The sequence below is a fragment of the Bartonella massiliensis genome, assembly GCF_902150025.1.
Classification (GTDB): domain Bacteria; phylum Pseudomonadota; class Alphaproteobacteria; order Rhizobiales; family Rhizobiaceae; genus Bartonella; species Bartonella massiliensis.
Map to the genome: position 1 here is coordinate 15,382 of NZ_CABFVS010000002.1, position 19,651 is coordinate 35,032.

15 protein-coding genes and 1 pseudogene are annotated in these 19,651 nt (G+C 40.2%); 2 read left to right on the plus strand and 14 right to left on the minus strand.

Annotation, left to right across the window (positions count from 1 at the left end):
* Positions 1 to 512: 512 nt before the first annotated feature.
* The 12 genes and pseudogenes from FNZ60_RS00480 to FNZ60_RS00530 form a co-directional block, all read right to left on the minus strand.
* Positions 513 to 1,649, minus strand: a complete 1,137-nt coding sequence (locus FNZ60_RS00480; protein ID WP_142415819.1) for an MFS transporter — start codon at positions 1,647 to 1,649, stop codon at positions 513 to 515.
* Between the two features lie 14 nt (positions 1,650 to 1,663).
* Positions 1,664 to 2,716, minus strand: a complete 1,053-nt coding sequence (locus FNZ60_RS00485; RefSeq protein ID WP_142415820.1) for a Gfo/Idh/MocA family oxidoreductase — start codon at positions 2,714 to 2,716, stop codon at positions 1,664 to 1,666.
* Between the two features lie 4 nt (positions 2,717 to 2,720).
* Entirely contained in the window at positions 2,721 to 3,224 is a 504-nt protein-coding gene (locus tag FNZ60_RS00490; protein WP_185913380.1) for a GNAT family N-acetyltransferase, read from the minus strand.
* 5 nt (positions 3,225 to 3,229) lie between these two features.
* Positions 3,230 to 4,438 (minus strand): 5-aminolevulinate synthase, encoded by a 1,209-nt coding sequence (gene hemA / locus FNZ60_RS00495; protein ID WP_142415822.1) that lies wholly within the window; start codon positions 4,436 to 4,438, stop codon positions 3,230 to 3,232.
* A 341-nt stretch (positions 4,439 to 4,779) separates the two neighbouring features.
* Positions 4,780 to 5,109, minus strand: a pseudogene (locus FNZ60_RS00500) (restriction endonuclease); the annotation flags it as partial.
* Between the two features lie 551 nt (positions 5,110 to 5,660).
* Complete coding sequence (locus FNZ60_RS09550; RefSeq protein ID WP_185913382.1) at positions 5,661 to 5,831, minus strand: hypothetical protein; 171 nt, start codon at positions 5,829 to 5,831, stop codon at positions 5,661 to 5,663.
* Between the two features lie 210 nt (positions 5,832 to 6,041).
* Positions 6,042 to 7,385 (minus strand): MATE family efflux transporter, encoded by a 1,344-nt coding sequence (locus FNZ60_RS00505; protein WP_142415824.1) that lies wholly within the window; start codon positions 7,383 to 7,385, stop codon positions 6,042 to 6,044.
* The gene (locus FNZ60_RS00510) at positions 7,373 to 7,708 is read right to left on the minus strand and encodes a hypothetical protein (RefSeq protein WP_142415825.1); all 336 of its coding nucleotides are present in this window, start codon (positions 7,706 to 7,708) and stop codon (positions 7,373 to 7,375) included. The genes FNZ60_RS00505 and FNZ60_RS00510 overlap by 13 nt, the downstream gene beginning before the upstream one ends.
* A gap of 81 nt (positions 7,709 to 7,789) precedes the next feature.
* Positions 7,790 to 8,023: a hypothetical protein gene (locus FNZ60_RS00515; RefSeq protein ID WP_142415826.1), complete on the minus strand. Its 234-nt coding sequence runs from the start codon at positions 8,021 to 8,023 to the stop codon at positions 7,790 to 7,792.
* 196 nt (positions 8,024 to 8,219) lie between these two features.
* The gene (locus tag FNZ60_RS00520; RefSeq protein WP_142415827.1) at positions 8,220 to 8,714 is read right to left on the minus strand and encodes a hypothetical protein; all 495 of its coding nucleotides are present in this window, start codon (positions 8,712 to 8,714) and stop codon (positions 8,220 to 8,222) included.
* A 679-nt stretch (positions 8,715 to 9,393) separates the two neighbouring features.
* Positions 9,394 to 11,157, minus strand: coding sequence for a GNAT family N-acetyltransferase (locus FNZ60_RS00525; protein WP_142415828.1), 1,764 nt, complete (start codon positions 11,155 to 11,157; stop codon positions 9,394 to 9,396).
* A gap of 166 nt (positions 11,158 to 11,323) precedes the next feature.
* A complete protein-coding gene (locus FNZ60_RS00530) occupies positions 11,324 to 11,677 on the minus strand; it encodes a hypothetical protein (RefSeq protein WP_142415829.1) in 354 nt (117 codons plus the stop codon).
* A 567-nt stretch (positions 11,678 to 12,244) separates the two neighbouring features.
* Here FNZ60_RS00530 and FNZ60_RS00540 point away from each other — a divergent pair.
* Positions 12,245 to 13,465, plus strand: coding sequence for an MFS transporter (locus tag FNZ60_RS00540; protein WP_142415830.1), 1,221 nt, complete (start codon positions 12,245 to 12,247; stop codon positions 13,463 to 13,465).
* A gap of 433 nt (positions 13,466 to 13,898) precedes the next feature.
* The gene (locus FNZ60_RS10360) at positions 13,899 to 14,033 is read left to right on the plus strand and encodes a hypothetical protein (RefSeq protein WP_281280226.1); all 135 of its coding nucleotides are present in this window, start codon (positions 13,899 to 13,901) and stop codon (positions 14,031 to 14,033) included.
* Positions 14,034 to 14,416: 383 nt separating this feature from the next.
* Here FNZ60_RS10360 and FNZ60_RS00545 read toward each other — a convergent pair whose 3' ends face one another.
* A complete protein-coding gene (locus FNZ60_RS00545; RefSeq protein WP_142415831.1) occupies positions 14,417 to 17,608 on the minus strand; it encodes a restriction endonuclease in 3,192 nt (1,063 codons plus the stop codon).
* A gap of 28 nt (positions 17,609 to 17,636) precedes the next feature.
* On the minus strand, positions 17,637 to 19,484 hold the full coding sequence (locus FNZ60_RS00550; protein WP_142415832.1) for a site-specific DNA-methyltransferase: 1,848 nt from the start codon (positions 19,482 to 19,484) through the stop codon (positions 17,637 to 17,639).
* Positions 19,485 to 19,651: the final 167 nt, after the last annotated feature.

A 19,651-nucleotide genomic window follows, 5' to 3' on the forward strand; every position in this document is an offset into this window, starting at 1 on the left:
CCTAAAAAATTAATTATCCGCAATAGCACTGCTAAATTTCTTATTTTCACTCAACAAGCTGGTGAAGACAGCATTGAAGTTCACAGCAAAAATCGCACTAAATAAGAATTAGGAGAGTTGTAACAAGATAAATGGTACTGCAAGCGATACATCGGTTCGAACGTTCTACATTTTAAGAAAAAATCGCGCCAAATACTTAGAAAGGTGTTAATGTTTTTCGTAATTTCTGTGAACTGCGCTGAGATCAATGCTAACTTTAAAGGCCTCCCAAGCCCCGCCGAATAAATAATATGTGCAAGGGCAACGCACTTTTGTCTAAAGAAGACTTTTACCCCAACACAGCTCAAATTAACGTAAGAGGCTCGCTGTATAATATATCCTTACCTAATTACGGCATCGCTAGGCTATCCCTTGGTATTAAAAGTACGGAGCCTTATTTCTCACCCACAAGTGCCGCTTAGATTAATCAGCTATACAACTAAGCAACAAGCCACGCTTGACAGCACCACAACTCATGTCTCTAGGCGCCTTATTAACATAATCTTTAATAAAAGCGCTACGATAAGAATAAAGGTAGCGAACAAAGGTATGTAGCTGTACGATAAAAACGATCCAATCAGCCCACCTAATAAGGCACCCACCGCACTACCAAGATAATTACAGGAGCTATTAAGCGCTAACGCAGCATTACTATGTTGTGGTTGATACGCTAACAAACTATGCTGTTGCGGCGCCAAAGACGCCCATCCGGTCATTCCCCAAATAAACAATGGTAAAAATAAAATACTATGCAAATATTGCATAAAATACAAAGAAAAAATCGCTATGGCCATGAGTGAGAGAAGCGCTAATAATAGTAAAGGCGTACCTTTTGTTTTATCAATTAAATAACCTATAGAAAAACTCCCAAAGACGCCACCTACGCCCCAAACCCAAAAAGCAATAACCATGTCAACATTGGATACGGAGCTAGTAATAATAGGACTCAGGTAAGTGTAGGCGCCTAAACTCGCAATTGCTGTCAGAAAAGTAATAAGAACTGTAATAAAAATTCTTTTATCCGATAAGACCGCTATTCTTTCTTTTACAGACGCTGGGGCAGCAATTACGAGGCGTGGCACACCCCACCATAGCCCAGCAAAAGCTATCATTGAAACCAAAACCACCAACCCAAAACTAGCATGCCAGCTAAAATAATCGCTAATCAATAAACCAAGTGGCACGCCCAATACCGTTCCACAACTCATGCCCCCTAGAGTCAAACCTAAAGCGCGTCCCTTTTTCTCAACAGCGACGAGCTGCGTAGCGGCCACCATAGCTATAGGCGAAAACAAACCAGCCCCTAAACCAGCAATAGCACGAGAAAAAAGTAGTATTGTATAGTTGGTTGCACACGCGCTTACACCATTAGCGACAAGAAAAACAAGCAGTGCATAAAGCAGAGTTTTCCTTGCCTCTTTAATGGCAAAAAGCAAAGTAAAAAAAGGAGCAGAAAGCGCATAACAAAGTGTAAAAATCGTGACAGCTTGCCCGGCCGCCGCTTCACTCAAATCAAAGCTGACGGCAATTTGAGGAAGAAGACCAGCAACGACATAAGCATCTAAACCCAATGCAAACATAGCCAGCGAAATAAAAAGAATTTTAAGCATGAGAACCTTCTAGCTTAAGAATTATGATAATCAATAACCCTTTTATGCCCGTTCACTAAAAAAGTAGGAGACGTGCAACAACTTGGTTGACTATTCATATCATTTAACATTATTTGCAAATCAATCGCGGCAGTAAGATCAGCAAACTCCACAGCTGGTTTTCTGCCACTATGAACAAAATCCATCACATCTTCTACTTGCCTCATAAGCTTCATAATCTGGTGATCTGATGATCCTGCGGCCGAACCAACAATACGCTCCTCTAATAATGGCGCGTATTCCTTATCCTTTTCCCAAATTTTGAGATAATCGTGATCCCAATCGGGATCATCATATATAACACGAGCGAAGACGATACCACCTGCTCCGCCCCTAAATATAAAACTTAATGTTCTTTTTGTAATTACATTTACAAAACTGCTGTAACCCGTGCAAACTGCTTCCGTGCCTAATTGAGCAAGTATGAATGCACTATCTAATTTAAGCGTAGATCCAACAGCAAAATCAGATTCTACGGCTATTACCTTATTGAGAACCAAGCGCCGTTTACAAATCCATTGGACAAGATCTATAGGGTGAATTATTTCACTGGAAACACCACTTGTAGGCCGACCATCCCATAATCGATCATTGCCCCAATGAAAAGTACAGCGCATAGGCTCCAGATTATACTCACTGATATAGTTTCTTAAAAGACTGCTCACGGCAGAATATCTCTCTACCATATCTAAACAAAAACCTGAACACTGTACGAGTTTAGCGCTAGCGTCTACGAGAGAATCCTCATGACCAACAAAAGGTTTTTCACAAATAACAAACCCTTTATAGTCGGTTAACTGTTCTATAATCTCATAATGCCGACCATCAGTAACAGCGACAACCAAAACATCTGGGCAAAAATCAGCTAAAGCATCGGTTAAACAATCATAATACTTAACACCATTGTTCTTATTACATCTAGAATGGTAGGCCACTTCTAAAGGGATTTGTTTCTTTTGTGCTACATTTTTCCACGCACGGAGATAGCGTCTTCCCGCATAACCCATTCCAACTATCAAAACCTTCATCCGATCATTCTCCTAGCCTTTTATAGAGTAAGGGTTCTCCAGTATCACTCCATCCACTTTTTTTATAAAAATCCTGAGCAGATATTGTAGAAGACAAAAACACGCTTTGAACGCCTGCAGCAGCTAACCAAGCCAATTGCGCTTGCAGCATTTTAAAGGCCACACCTTTTTTTCGCCAACTTGGCTCAACAACGACCGACTGAATCCACCCTGTTTTACCGTTTAGACACCCAATACTCGGCGGTCGGTCATCAATAATTGCAGTGACGCAGCCTATCACAGCAGAGCCACAACCAAGAGCCACAACTAAATTTTTAAGGCTACCCCGACTGTGAAAATATTGCTGTAACCAGTGACGATAGCTGTCTTTCCATATTTTTGCTTCCTCCGCAGACTGTGACACGTAAAGCCCCTGCCCGACATCTAATAAGAGAGAGCGTAACTCGACCAACCGCTCAATATGCGCAGGCTCAGCCGCCTTAATATAAAAAGAGTCTTCCTCTGCCATATACATCACTCCGCAAAAGCTATATCATAGGTATAAAATATCTGCTCTAGAGATTCTGCCAAATATTCTATATCAGCGCTCGTATGGTTAGGAGTAACATTAACCCGAAAACGCTCTGTTCCCACAGGAACAGATGGAGCGTTTATCGGCTGCAAATAAATATTAAACTTATCGCATAACTCTTGCGCAGCTAAAGTACATTTTTTTGCTGAACCAATTATCACAGGGAGTATATGTGTTTGACTTGCCTGTAACACTGGAATTTTCCGTATTTTCAACTGTTGCCTCAGCAGCTGCGTTTTTTCATGTAATTGCCTTCTTTCGCTTTGCGATTTTTTTAAATGCTCAACACTTGTTAAACAACCTGCCGCAATACACGGTGGCATCGCTGTTGTAAAAATAAACCCTGGAGCAAATGAACGCACCGCATCAACAGCTTCCGTTGATCCAGCTATATAACCACCTAAAACACCGATAGCTTTGGCTAGAGTCGACTGAATGATATCGATCTGATCGGCGATACCTAATTTTGCTGCCATACCAGCACCGTTAGGACCATACATGCCGACAGCATGCACTTCATCCAAAAACGTCAAGCAATTATATTTTTTTGCCAACTCAACAATATCTACGATAGGCCCTACATCTCCATCCATAGAGTATATAGACTCAAACACTATAACTTTTGGCCGCTCTAGAGGCACTCTTTTTAGCGCTTTTTCAAGTTCTAAAACATCATTATGCTTAAAAACCATTTTCTCTACACCAGAGCGCTTTATCCCATTAATTAAGGAAGCATGATTTTTCTCATCAGAAAACACGATACAGTCGGGCAATAACTGTAAAATAGCATGCAATGTAGCATCATTCGATGTATAGCCTGTCGGAAAAACTAGAGCCGCAGTTTTTTCGTGCCACTGTGCAAGACTAGCCTCCAACTCACACAAAACAGCGTAATTTCCACCTATATTCCGCGAACCGCCAGCTCCTGCACCATATTGATTAATCGCATCATGCATACTTTGCAAAACAGCTTGATTCTGAGACATACCCAGATAATCATTACTACACCAAACCTTCACCGTTTTATCAAAACCATTAGAGGTCCTAGCATCTGGATAGCTCCCGCAAAGCCTATTAATATCATAAAAGGTTCGATAGTTTCCGTTAGCTTTTAAAGAAGCTATTCTCTCAGAAAAAAAAGCATCATACATCTGGAATTCTCCCCGCGCCTTGTTTGATACACGACCCACACCTATAGACTACAACATTTTAAGATTAGCGCAACACATTTATTTCACAATTTACTATTTTATAAAATAAAATTCCATATTCACTTTTTCTCTATAAATCACAAATATACCACGTTCAATAGAACTGTGAATCTTTTACCAATGTGGTAGAAACAGTACTGGCTGAGAGCCACGGCAAAAAGATAGAAATTTATTTTACAGAACAACCCGCTAAGTGCTTACATTTATTTTAAAAACAGCATACATCACCGCCACCAGCCCTTCTCTATAACTTCCCCCTATTGTGCGGCGATTGTGGCGTTTTATGCATGCATAGTTGCGGCATTAGCGCCATTTACGCCTGCCTTCAGCTCTCCCCCTACCCTGCGCTTATAGGCGGGCCAGTTGGTCACGGGGCTTTCATTATAGGCGACGCCCGTCTTTAAAGCTTCAAAATGGGCTTTGCCGCATTTGATCTTCATCAATTCTTTAAGACGCAAATCATATTCTCTGGTAGAGCCTTTTGTCTCCAGCACAAAATAAAGCTTTTGTTCGCCCTCACACTCTAACACCGCCCAATCTGGTATGTAAGAGCTAATCATCGTTGCAATATTAAAACCCCTTCGCAATTTAAAAAATAAGCTTACATCAGGGTTATGATTGAGATTTTACACAAACTCTTTCTCAATACAGCTCTCACAAATCACATGGATCATAAAACTTTTCTCGTTGACCACCACCAGCCATATGATCACCTTTTATGACTTCATTTTACATATGTAAAATCAATTTTATTACGATGCACATATTCAGCGGTTATTTTATCATCTGTATGAGAGTCAAAAACATGAAAAATACACACCAACTTCAATAATAAGGCCAGCGACTCAATCAACTTACATGAAAATGCGCTGCGATAATCATGTCGTGCAGTCCTCATGACCAGCAGAAGGAAGTCAATATTCCTGTACCACCAACAACTAAATCATGGTATTTCTTATCATTTTTGATCATATCCTCCTACCTTATTGTATAAAAATCTATACATTCCATTAGCAAGATACTTGCAACAAGCCTATACATATTTTCCGCGCAGTCTTCATGTACAACTTTCATCCTTAGATGCAAAATCATCTTTAGCTAAAGCAACTTAACATTGCAGTGAGGGGGCATAGAACGTGTAGATACATGTAGTAGCAAATATTTACGTGGTAGTACGTATTTTAGGATCTATTGCCATGAGAAATAAGATCAACAACTTTACCCCAAAAACATCATCATCTAAATTATCAAGAGCATTTTTCCAAACCCCATGAATAAGACTTGCAAGAATAACACCGCCAGCAGCTGCGATTGTTTTGACAAATACATGCAACTTTAGCACCGCGATTATCATTAGTTATAAAAACAATAACCCCTTTACATTGCTTCTCAGTAGGGTATAAATTAAGCATGTTCTTCTCGTCATTTTTTATGGAATTAAACTCTTCAAACTTACCGAACTTACTCCTCGTTGTAAGCAGAACTCTATGGAAAGTGAGGTTCTATGCCTTTATAGCGAGTACTTACAGCGCTTTTATAAAACTCACTCCGCCCCAAATAAAGAAGTGTGTTTTATTAAATAACCCACGCGTATATAGTTAAAGAGCGAAACAATTAAGCTTGCACCAATCATACCAAGCCAATAGCCTATAAAGCCATATTCAAAAAAATGTGCCAAGATTGTGCCCCCAAATAAGCCTATCTCCCAATAGCTTATTGTTACAACAATGGTTGGCCAAAACGTATCAAGCAAACCCACAAGTACGCCATTGAGCATAGCTCCTAAAGTGCCAAAAGCAAAAGACAATAAAATAAACGGAAACAACTCCCAAGAGAAAACAATAACGCTTTCCTCAGCAATATCAAAAATAGTTGTAAGAATAAATTCATAAGAGAAATAAACAAACCCTGATAAAAACAAAACATAAGCGACAGCAAAAACGGTGACACTCATACGCAACTGTTTTAGAGCCATATGATTTCCATCGGCTCGATACCACGCTGCTATGGTCGCGGCTGCACTGGAAATCCCCAAAGCTACCACAGAAATAAGCATATCAAGACGTATTCCAATCGTATGCGCTGCCAAAGCTACAACCCCAAAAGCTGTAATCATGAAGGCAATGACAGAAGGAAAGCCCTCCGCAATAAGAATACGGATACCAATGGGAAGCCCTACGAGCAGCAATTTTATGATTCGTGAAATTTCTAACTTTGGTCTTAAATAATTAAAGTGAAAGGAACGAAAAGTAGAATTGCGGGACAGAATTATTGCTATTGCTATAACAATCAAAATACGGATCAAGCTACTGGCAATTCCAGCACCAAAGATACCGAATCCGTTTGCAGGACCTATACCAAAAATAAGCAGCCAAGAGATAAGAAAATTTATCAGGATAGCGGTAAGCATAATCCAAGTTAAGGGCTTTGGATGACCAATCGCTGAAAGTAATCCTCGACTATTCACATAAAGATAAAAAAACACCACCCCTATAGCAGCGCCACTATTATATTCCTGCGCTATATGAGCAATTGCCTCATCTTGGCCGAGAAGACACAAAATATTCTTAGTGTTGAATAAAATGATCGCACTCATCATTCCAATCAAAAGGGAAAGCCATATTCCTTGATCAAACCATGCCTTCAATGCATCTCTATCTTGTTTGCGAAAGCTTTCCGCAAGTTTTGGTGCAACCGCGGTAATAATCCCTAATCCCAACAACATAACAAAACTAAACATACTTAGAGCCAACATTGTACCACTCAAGGCTTTAACGCCTAAATGCGCCACAAGTGCCGCATCTGTGAAGGAAATCATCATCTGAGATATAAAACCAATAGCCAGTGGAATGCCAAGTGAGAGTAATTGCTTCATCACAACAAACATTGTGAAATACCCTTCCCTATTGAAGGGCATATTAAGCCTAGATCTTTTAAATAAAATGTATTGATTTTTTCCGTCAAGTCTTTCCATCGCAAATCTTGTGTAAAGGATGCATCATAAGAACGCATTAAGCTTAAGAGAAGATGTCCGGCTCTTAAAAGAGAAGCGCAATGCGCTTTTATTGTTTTTTCAACTTTATGCCATGCGTTTTTTTGTACAACACTATGCCCCCAAGCCGTTACAATCGTTGGTAAAATATCTTCAGCAAGTCTTTGTTCATCTTGCACATCCATTTTCAGTATTTTCAATAAAACTTTTTGGTACAAGACTTGATATGCTCCCCCTAAAAAACGAATTCTTGGCAATAAAGAACCACTTTAAAATATAAAAAATAAACTAGGGACTAATCATCCTGTTCGAAGATTTTGTACAATGGAATTAGTTTCAAAATCAATACGCACTCCAAAACGATCCGAATATAAAGCATCATCTTTTAACTGGAGAGGTCGTACACGTCCCTCAACCGATAGCCAAAATAGATCTGTGGCAGTGGGAATGAAATTTTTCCATAGCCCTTGTGACTCTAGTTTAAGCAATTCAACCAGTTTTGCTAATCGTCCATCATCTATAAGACGTCGCATAAAACTAGGCCGCTCCAATAATTCTATTGCGTATAAGACAAAAAATGGTTTTCGTAGTGTGATAGTAGAAATATTATGCCCCTTGCCTAAATTGCTCGAATACGTATTCATTAAGATTATTAATGTGCGTTACAATAGCTGTTTTAGTATTTAGTAAATGTTCTGGAAACGTTGCTTTCAGAAACTGCCTACACAATCAAGATTGAACTTCTGATGATAAAGCAATATCATCTTGGTATTCGCTAACACTTTTCTTAGCCAATTGTCGCCGAGGCATTTCAAAAATTCTATAGGATGTATCATCTATTCGAAGCCAAGCTGGACCACAACGAGCCTGTTCTTCTAGAGTTACAGTTGAACAAGTAAACATTATATTGGTGACATTTCCCATAAGTTCGTGTCCACGAATCGAAAATGCCATTGTAGAACTAAAATCATTATCAAACATCAAGCGATAATGAGGTCCTGTTTGGATTACTGGATTCTGTAAAATTTCATCATATGCTCGTTGCGCTCGTTGTGATCCCCAGCGTTGTTCAACTTCAGAATATAGGCATTCAGCAAAAATTTTTCGCTCTTCCTGCACTAAAGAGCCAACGAATTTTAGTTGACTAGCATTATGGGTTACTAAGGCATAGTCATTTAATGACAAATTAGAATCGATCTCTATCGAAATGCCCTTGGACAACATATACGCGCTACCCATAAAATACGTTTGCTAACTCCAAAAGGGATAATTTTATCTTATTGAAAATAAATAATAAATTTACCAAAGGCTTATTTAGATAAAATTTCTGCTCATTGAAATCATTGGACTCTTTTGAGAAATTGTTTTGAGAGAAAAAAAGAAAAACACCAGAGAAAGGTCTTTGCTTTATTATCATTCATACACAAAAAGGGTTCGAGAAGCACAAGTTTCTTAAAGAAAAAACAAGAGAAATGAGAATTTAAATAGTTGTACAAATAAAAATGGTACTGCAGACAAGACATTGGTGCGAACGCTCTCTTTACTCCCTACACCCACTCTAGCCATAAAAGAGCGTGGAGATCGAACCTAATCCCGATATTATCTACAAGCAAAGCCTTTCTAAATCCATGCCAATTTAGCGATATTTGACAACAGCTAAGTGATACATTTCAATTTCAAAATTGAATCTCGCTTCGCTTATTTAAAAGCAACTAAGAAGTGCCGGTTTGCCTGCAATGAACAATTACATGCGCTTAAAATCATCGATATATTTACAAATTATCAATTTGATAAATAAGTAACTTAAAATTTTAATACAAATTAATATATAAATAAAAACTTTTATAGCAGATGTTATGCATTAAAATACCGTATTTTATATCAAATAAATGCTTTTTAAATATTACACTATTAAACTATAAATGTTTTGATCATAAAAAACACCATTTAAAAGCTCTGCTTTTCTAAGCTTGCCTTCAAACGTAAAGCCACATCGTTGCGCTACTGCATTACTTCTCATGTTATGCACAGAACATTTTAATACAAATCTTTTTATTTTATCAGATTCTGCATATGTCTGTATCAACGCTTTCATAGATTTCGTAATAATTCCCTGTCCCTGTGCCCTTACGTCAAGCCAATAGCCGATATAAGCAGTCTTGTTACCGCTATCAATACTATTAAATGAGAGGATACCCACTGCGGCTCCATCATGCAGAATAACATAAGTTTTTTCCTCATTTTTCTGATGTGCCAAAAGGCATTTATCAAGAAAAACAGCCTCATCATATTCCGTAGTAACATAATCTGTCCATGCCAGATATTTCCTAAATTCATCCCTGTTGTGCTCTAGAATTTCAAAAAGTTCTCCTGCATATTTGGAGCAAGCGGGCGTGAGTTGGATATTTTTATCTACATTGATAACCTTTTCGGCATGCAATAAATCAACCCGTCCTGCTGGCAAGGAATTTCCGGCGAGCCTAGCCGTTAAGATGTTACCTTTATATAAAGCATATATAGGTGGCTTTATACGAGTCCATTCGTTTGCGGCTTGCAAATCATAGACGCTGCAACCGCGAATGATGAACCATTGATCTTCTCTCAGACCATAACGACCTTGTGCAAAAAGACAATCATTTTCAAAGCCATTAACCCCCATAAGCATCTGAACCGTTTCACCGGAAACAGTTTGTGTATCATCTAACGAAACGAGCGAATGGTGCCATCTGCGTACAGAGGAAGTCCCATTAATACCAAGATTAGTCTGTATGATTTGAGTTTGGTCGCGGTTTTTAATGCACATGGCTCTTCCAACGAGGTAACCATGGTCCTCGCTAAGATATCGACTAGGATCGACAATCAATCTCCATTTTATGGGCAACGAAGCATCATACTCAGATAAAACATTAAAAATTTCCTGAAAAAACTCGTGCGGCTTCATAGTTATAGCGCTTGCATCTAACGAGGAGGAATCTGCTGAAAAACCGCTACCCACATCAAGATACCCACCGCTAGGCATATTTTTCACAAGGAACGGAAGCCAATCGCGTAAATTTTCAATAACCTTTTTTGGGGAAGCCAAATTCGACTCAATATGAAGCTGAAAACCTTTAAGATCAATATTTTTGCATGAAGACAACAAAGGAGCAACTTCATTTTGGAATTCATCAATCGTTACTCCAAAGCGGGAGCGTTGCCTACCTTCGTAAAAATGCGATAAACGTATACCAAGACAAACTGGCTGCCCCGTATCAACAGCCAACTTAATGAGAGACTTTAGTTCATGCGCGCTATCAACATGAATCAGAACCTTTTCTGTGATAGCTCTAACGAGATCTTTTGTGGATTTATAAGGACCCTCCAATACAATCCTGTCGCCTGTAAACCCAGTGTCTAAGACCACTTGAAGTTCGTCTCCTGAGCATATTTCTGCACTCAGACCACGTTCAGCAACCAATCGCAGAAATAAACCCAACGAGCAGGACTTTAGTGAAACAGCAATAATAGCATTCGGGAAATATTGTCGGCAAGCCACTTCCAGCTCTCCAAGCCTAGCTAACGCCGAATCCATATCAAATATAAAAAACGGTTGCTCTGCATAAGTCATGCGCTCGCGCAGGTGCTTAGCTGCCATGATAATGGCTTGATCTACTATTTTTTGCGTCATAACTGTATTGTAACTCCTTGGTCGTCACGTTGAATGTTAAGAGATTCACGAATGGTAAGGCAATGCTTATACAATGCATTTCGCGTATTTTCTTCAAGCTAGCACGTAAACTCATTTTCTACCATGATATATCTGCGAAGATCCTCTCATCATCAGAACGAAACGCTCATTCGTGATTTTTTTTATGATCCAGACCTGCATTAGCAAAAAAGTCACGCCAATACTGAAGCAGAGGAGCTGACCTGAAACCTACCAAACGATGAACCACATCAATCATTCTATCGCTAGGGGTTTTTCTATAGTAAAAATTTGAGGTGCATATGATGTCATCAGCTTTTAACCCCCAATTAACTTCAGAAAGCGCTTGTTCTCTTTGCTGGATAAATGCAAAATTACACCCACCAAGTACATGAGTAAACGTTGCTGTGTTAAAAGGCAGGCTGCAAGCGTCAGAAACATAGGAATGTAAGCAATCCTTAATCCCAAACGCAGCTGCCGCTATGCCCCGTGTAATGGGCATTCCTCTATCAAAATTGCCAATAACACTCCTCTAACGCTAGCTCAAACGAGTTCAGCGCATTATTTCCGCTATCATCAATATTTGCATGGTTATCATGACGATTCTGTAGTTGGCTTCGAGGCGTCAGCACTGTCGATTCGCGGCTCACTCGTCACACAAACCAATCCTCGTCAAAGCGAATACATTACCGACATACAACGTAAAGGAAAATCTTAAAGTATACTACAATTGGGTATCAGAGGAGCAACAAGCCTCCAAAGCTTTGTATATGCGACGACCTTATAACGGCTATGCCCAAAAAGAAAGAATTGACGGGACCGCCCTCTCCTCTTTCATATACAATAACCTACAACAGCTCATAGGCGCTGGTCTCATCGCAGAAAGTGATAATGATCTCCAGCTCTCTCTGCGTGGTTGACAATGGTATTCCAACATCATACATCATGTATTTCCTTCTACCTCAGACAGATAGGAATATGTTGGACGACTATGTCGCAAACATGCTGAATACAACCGCCATACTTGATGGACCAGTGGAAAGATGTGTGGCATCTTAAGGAGAAAAGAATGTTCACGCTTTTTGCCAATAAGAATACGCGCTATTTTTGCCTAACCGTTAGTCTGCTCGCCTTACTCAGCGGTGCTTTGCGCACTGCCATCCCGCTCTTAGCAAGACAATCTGGATATGGCGTCGTCGGAGTCAGTTGGGCGCAAGGTCTCTTCTCATTAGCGTGGCCAATTTTCGGCATCCTTGCAGGCACTTTACTTGATCGCTGCGACAAGATAAAACTTGCCACCTCGGCTCTCCTCATCTTCATGCTACTGCATATTGTACTGTTCGTACTGCTTATGATACAGATTGCTCCAGCCGAACAAATTTTCTTCTATGCAACCATTGCTGGGTTCATCGTCGTTTCTGCCGAAGCTTATATCATGACGATTCCACCACTTATCATGGAGGGGGAACGATTGATGACCTTCTACTCAATTGTCTTGTTTTTAGATTTCGGGATCTCCTATTTTCTTGCCCCTATCATAACAAGCAGCATTTTAGCGCATAGCACACTGCTATTTCTTGGCCTGTTAATCGCGCTTTTTATCACGTTGATTTTTACCTCTCGCCGTGCTGTTCCGACATCGCTAGCACTGAATAAAGAAAACATCACTTTCTGTTATATCATTGCCGGCTTTCGTTTCATTTTTTCAAATCGGCATCTTACCTCCCTTACATTACTCACATTCTTTCTATCGGTGGTATTTGGAGCATTCCTAACCTCGTTCATCTTCTTCGTTACCGAAAGTCGGTATCTGGGCCTCCATAGCAGCCAATATGGCGTGATGTTTGCAGCCTATGCGCTTGGTACAATGGCAGGTGCCCTATTTGCGCCGCGTATACGCTATGCACCGGTGCGCCTAGCTGTTCTCACTGACGGTTTAGGAACCGTTGCCTTGTTACTGATTCCAGCCTTTTCAAAAAGTGCTATCGTCGTATGGGGCGTCACCTTTATCGCTGGCATTGGAGCAAGCTTATGGTTTATTGGTGTTACCACCTTCAGGCAGCGTCTCACACCAAAGCGACTTCTCGGGCGAGCTAATTCTGCTTTTCGGGTAATAGGCTATGCTGGAATGCCGGTCGGAAGCTTTTTGGTCGGCGTCCTTGGTTCTTTTATATCATTGCAGTTTGCTACCACCTTTATCGCTGGACTACTATTGGTGGCTATCGCGATAACGCTTCTATTTCTTTGGCAGGCTGATCATATAGACACACCCAACCCTGCCACGAGATAACAGCTGCTTTTAAAAAAAAGACACGGTCAGAAAAAGCACACATACCCTATTACGCAATCGATTAATCTGTTCTTTGGACGAAGAAAGTATCACCATAATGGCTGATAGAGCCAGCGGCACTATGGAAGCAGCCAAACAAGCGCTAAAGGCAAAACAGCTCTTTACGTTGCATTGGACGATGATCTCAACGCCTCTATGAAGATGCAGAAAGCTTATAGCGTATGGAGCGCAATTCTTAACCCAAAACTCCGCCCTCACAATGCCCACTTATACTCCAGTTAACCCGTCACCCGCTGGTCATCAAATGCCTCCCCCTTTGACTGCTCCTCAAAATACATTTTGCTGCACTTACGCGCCGGATTCTTCCTTTGTAATTAAAAAAACAGCCCTCCTTTCCTAATTTAGGATCTCTGCCTACACAACGCAGCTATAGATGCGACCATATATGCAGTCACGCCTTATGACCTACATAGCAGAAAGCTTAGTTTCAGAGATTCATAAAGCCTATACCCCAATAGATTTGCCACGCAATCCACCTTTAGAAAAGACGACCTTATATAAGCCGTGAGAGCAAGCCATGAAACCTTTAGGTGAATTAGAAATAATTGACGTTTTTTTACCTAAGACTAGTGTTGATTGACTTTTACTCGTACATGTACGCAAGCGGTGCTACTTTTTTCTCAGATAGAAAGGACATAATCGTCACCCTCTGACCTATTATTGTTTGAAAATAAAGAAAAAAGTATCAGTGCGACTGATGATGTTAAAGAGTTATCTCATTATGTGGCAGGACTCGACATTGGGAAGCTAGACACGCAATCACCCATTTCTGCACACCTTCTGCATGATACTCATAAGGTTTTATTACGCGGTAAACACAGTGCGTCCAAAATCCTTAGCGAATTTCGCAAAGCACAAAATTGGCTTAGTGACACGCGACTAAAGACAGCATCATTCGTGCCGCCCACTCCTACCACAGTCCTCACTCTCTACCGCCACCCCCCGCTTATAATCACGCCAATTTGTCACCGGCTGTATGTTAAATTCCACACCCGTTTGGAGTGCAGTAAAATGCGCTCTGCCGCATTTAATTTTCAGCATTTCTTTAAGACGCAAATCAAACTCGCTGCTCGCCCCTTTTGTCTCCAGCACAAAGTAAAGCTTTTGCGCGCCATCACGCTCTAAAAAAACCGCCCAATCCGGCGTATAAGAGCCTATGGGCGTCGCAATTTTAAAGCTCCTTGGTAATTTAAAAAATAATTTTACTTCGGGGTCATTATCTAAACTTTGCGCAAACTCTTTCTCCACACTGCTTTCATAAACCACATGGTCATATACACTCTTCTCACTTACCACAGCTGTGCGCTCTAAATTCGCCACAAGCTCTTCGCTGGTAAAAAACTCTTGAACACTATATTCTTGCCCAGCTAGCTTTAAATATTTAATGCCATCAATTGTAAGATTAACATGGGTTTTATTGAGTATTTCTTCTATGCGCTCTAAAAAAGCTTGTGGATTTCTTACAAACTCATACGCACGACCACTCTTTATCAAAATACCAATAATTGTCTTTGCAGTTAATTTCAGCTTTAAAGTCAAATAATGTACAATGTCCGGCAATGCACACGCGCCATAATCAAACGCACTCTGCTTTAATAACTGCTCTTCATAGGCTACACCGACACTATCCAGTTCTATCTTTGCTGTCTGATAAACCAAATGCGCGAACGCAACTGGCGCCATTTTTTTCACTGCATCTACTGCTTTGGCGACAAATTCTGTATGATCAAGCTTTGCACGATAAGTGGTTTTTTTATTGATCTTCTCCCACAAAGCCAAAAACTCCGGCGAAGCCACTGTTTGCTTTTTAAGCTTAACCCGCACCTCGCGCGCAGCATTACGAATAATCGGCATGGGTTGGATCGCCTCTAGCGCCTGCATCACAGCCCGCTCTTGCCCTTTACTAAAATGTTCACTTAAATCCAGCGTCCCAGCTGACAATTGCGCTTTTAATGTCTCTGTGATTTTTCCTGCTGATGTAAGCAAAGCCTTTTCACGCAACTCAACCAATATATCAGCAGCCTCTTGCGAAGACAGAAACTTTTTTTCCGTCACAGCTGTCACATAAGTCAGATCTTGCAGCGTCTCAACATTGATAGGTGCACCTGTCTCAATTTTTTTCATAATTTCTTGACGCAATTCTTGCGGAACTTCCTCTGCTGCTATGGTTTCAAGTTCGCGCTTAATCGACTCTTGATCTGCCTTTACAATGCCCGTCTCATCAAGCAGCTCTTTCTCAACCAGCACCTTAACCAACTTCTCTGCTTGCGGCGCCTCCACCCTAGAAACCACATATTTTACATCTTCATAAAAACGGCCAACCAATTGCTCCATCTGCAATGTACCAAGTTTATAACCAATATCCGCCTCTAATTCTTTTTGCAATGTACTCACAAACTCAGCAAAGCTTTCATTCACCATGACATGCAGCACATTTATATCTTTATCTTCCACCCGCTCACCTTGTTGATTTACACAAAGCCGCAAACCGCGACCAATCTTTTGTCGTGCAGTAAAATTCGATTTTTGCTCAATCAACATGCACACTTGAAATACATTCGGATTATCCCAGCCTTCTCTCAAGGCCGAATGCGAAAAGATAAAACGCAAAGGGCATGCAAAAGATAACAACCATTCCTTATCGCGCATAATCGTGTTATAAGTGTCATCATCGGCTTGGCTGTCGCCCTTTGTATCCTTATACACGCCCTTCTTGTCTTGCGAGAAATAACCGCCATGCACGCTAGAGACATTTTGCGCAAACTTAGTTCGCAAGGGAGCATATTTCTCTTTCGCCAACAGCTCTTCATAACATTCTTCAAACATACACTCATAAAGCGCTGGCTCTTCATCATTGCTACGATATTTAGCCACCTCATCAATAAAAAAAAGTGATAAAACTTTGATCCCTAAAGGTACAAGCCGCAATTCCTTATCTAAATGTGTTTCTATAGTGCGATAAATTTGCGCGCGTTTAAGCTCTATTGTATTCACATCACCAAGTGCGTGACCAAATTTGACGATTTCAGTATCAGAAAATTCAACGGCTTCATCCCCCGCCATGCAATTGATACCCGAAACAATATAGCCCTTATAAAGCTCACGCTCCCCCGTAACGCGATACAGATCATCACCTTGCTTCACTGTAACTGTTTTACGGCTAACAGTGCCATTCTTTCCCGCAATATCCAACTCTAAACGCGCCTTAAAGCCATGTTTGTGTGATACGGATTTCAAGGCAATATAGGGACGATTAAAATCTTGCTCTATCTGGTTAGAAGAGACACAAATTTGCTTCACCAGCCCTTTTTGATAAGCATCAACAGGTGTTAAACGATAGAGAAGATTAATCTCATCTTTATGCGTGGCACTATAGCGGAAAATACAAAGCGGATTAAGGCTCGCAATAGCCTCTTTGGCTTTTTCTGTATTATCCACCGATTGCGGTTCATCTATAATCACAATTGGATTTGTATCTTGGATATAGCGCATAGCACTTTCGCCATTCAGCCTATCCTGCGGAAGATTGATAATATTTTCTGCTTTTTTAAATGCATCAATATTGATGATCATAATTTCAATATTGATCGAGCTTGCAAATTGGCGAATTTGCGAAAGATCTTTTGAATTATAAATAAAATAACGATAGGGCAAATTATCAAACTCTGCTTGAAAATGCTCCCTCGTTACCTGCAGTGATTTATATACCCCTTCGCGAATAGCAACACTTGGTACGACAATAATAAATTTGGTAAAACCATAGAGTTGATTTAACTCAAAAATCGTCTTGCTATAGACATAAGTTTTGCCTGTGCCTGTTTCCATCTCAATAGAAAACTGCTTTTTCTCTAGCGTCTTACTCGCCAAAAGTTTATTGTTCTGTTGTACCTCTTGTAAATTTGCTAATATGCTTTCATCACTGATCAATAATTGATTACCATAACCAAATTCATTTAACGCTAATTGTCCTCGTTCTGAACGCAAGAAAAAAGAAGAATCCTGTTGTGATTGGCCTTTAAATAAATCAGTGACGCTTTTAACCGCATCATTTTGAAATTCTTGTTGTTTAAACTTAAGTTTCATATCGTCGCCCCAATCGTCTCTCTATAGCTTAAATTTTATCAAAACTTACTTCATTGTCTTTAAAGATAAAGTCGCAATTAATAAGCGACTCATCACTTTCAAAGGCCGCATCAAGCGCTATGATCTTTACAGGTAAGTACTTTATCATTTCTTCCGCATCTTCGGGTTCAAAGGGCGGCTCTATAGCTATAATCACCAAGACATCCCCTTCGCTTTGGCCTATATAATAGAAATTTTTGTCATTGATTGATAAAGGATAAATTTTTAAATCCAGTGGCCAACCATATTTAAGAATGATCTCGAAGATAATATCTTGATGAGAGCGTTCGGGCTTTACTCCTTTTAAAATACGATCAAAGCGCATTTGCAATTGTTCTTTAACATCAGATGCATTCGGATCAATTGGGCTATCATCCCATATGGGAAAGTTGGAACTATCGAGCTCTAGCACGCGAAATCCGATATCTAGAGGCTGCGCGCGCGTGAGTAAACCTGCTTCATGTTTTTGCTTGATTTGTGCACCAGCACGGCGAATACGTTCAATTCCTATGTCGCATATATTCTTATAACCAGCCTTATAAGCTTCACTCTTCTCATCACATAACTCAGGCAATTGCACCATGATGAATTTTCGATTGCCACCATCTTGCGCGTTTAAAGCCATCACTGCATGTGCTGTTGTACTGGAGCCCGCGAAAAAGTCGAGAATAATATCATTATTTTGAGGATCTATTGCAAGAAGTAACATTTTTTTTAATAAATCTACCGGCTTCGGACTATCAAAATAGGCTCCCCCTAATAAAGCTTTTAAAGCTTTTGTTGCTTCCGCTGTATAAAATTTTTCATCCCACCAAGACGTAGCTACTCTTCGCGATTGTAATGCTTTTTCTTTATAATATTTTTGTTGGAGACCATTTGCCGTTTTTACAATTAACCCTTGATCGTATTTTTCTTGCATCGTTTCTTGAGAATAACGCCAATAACCCGTTATTCCCTCAAACGTATAATGCGGATTACCCTTAGCAGCCCCACCAGGCCCATCTACAGGAATCAGTTTGTATTCACCAGTAGCGTCTTTCTGGTTAAAGCCTTCCGTTATAGGAGGCAGACCAAACTTATGTCGCTGAAAAAAAAGCGTAGCTATGTTTTTTGCATATACTAAAATAAAATTGTGACTAGACGATATTATCTTATCGTTAGATATAGATGCGCGGGACTTATGGCAAATTTGAACAACAAAATTCTCTTCGCCAAACACCTCGTCGCACACTTTGCGCAAATTATGCACTTCATGGTCGTCAATCGAGATAAATATTACCCCATCATCACGCAAAAGCGTCTGTGCCAAACGCAAGCGCGGATAAATCATATTGAGCCACGCCGTGTGAAAACGACCCATTGTCTCAGGGTTCGATTTGGTCGTTTGGCGCGTCACTTCCTTATAGCGCGCTAGCGGGTCCTTAAAATCATCTTCATAGACAAAGTCGTTCCCCGTATTATAGGGCGGATCAATGTAAATCATCTTAACTTGCTGAAAGTAAGCCCGCTGAATAAGCTTTAAAACTTCAAGATTATCGCCCTTAATATAAAGATTATGCGTATGATCAAAGTTCACGCTCTCCTCGCGCTTCGGACGCAAGGTCGCAAATGAAGGCTTTTGCGCAAGCTTTAAACTCGCGCCTTTACCCTTCCATTCAAATTTGAACTTCTCAAAATCATTATCAATATATTCGCCACATAAATTTAATAACTGATCTATATCCAGCTTTCCCTCAACAAAACATTGCGGAAAAGCTGCTTTTAACTTTTCTATGTCTGGATTAACTGGGCTTTGACTCATGCCCTCTATTTTACGCTCACCCGCTATTATACTCATCTTTGCGCTTCTCCGTTACGCTTAGTAGAAAATGTCTATGAATATTTTTTTTGTACGTCGCAATCCCTTTTATCCTATTTATTTCTTATTATTTCTGTGTCCTCTGCAAATTTACTTTCATGAAAAGTGTCATATAAATTGTTCTCTTTATTTTTTAAAGTTTCTTG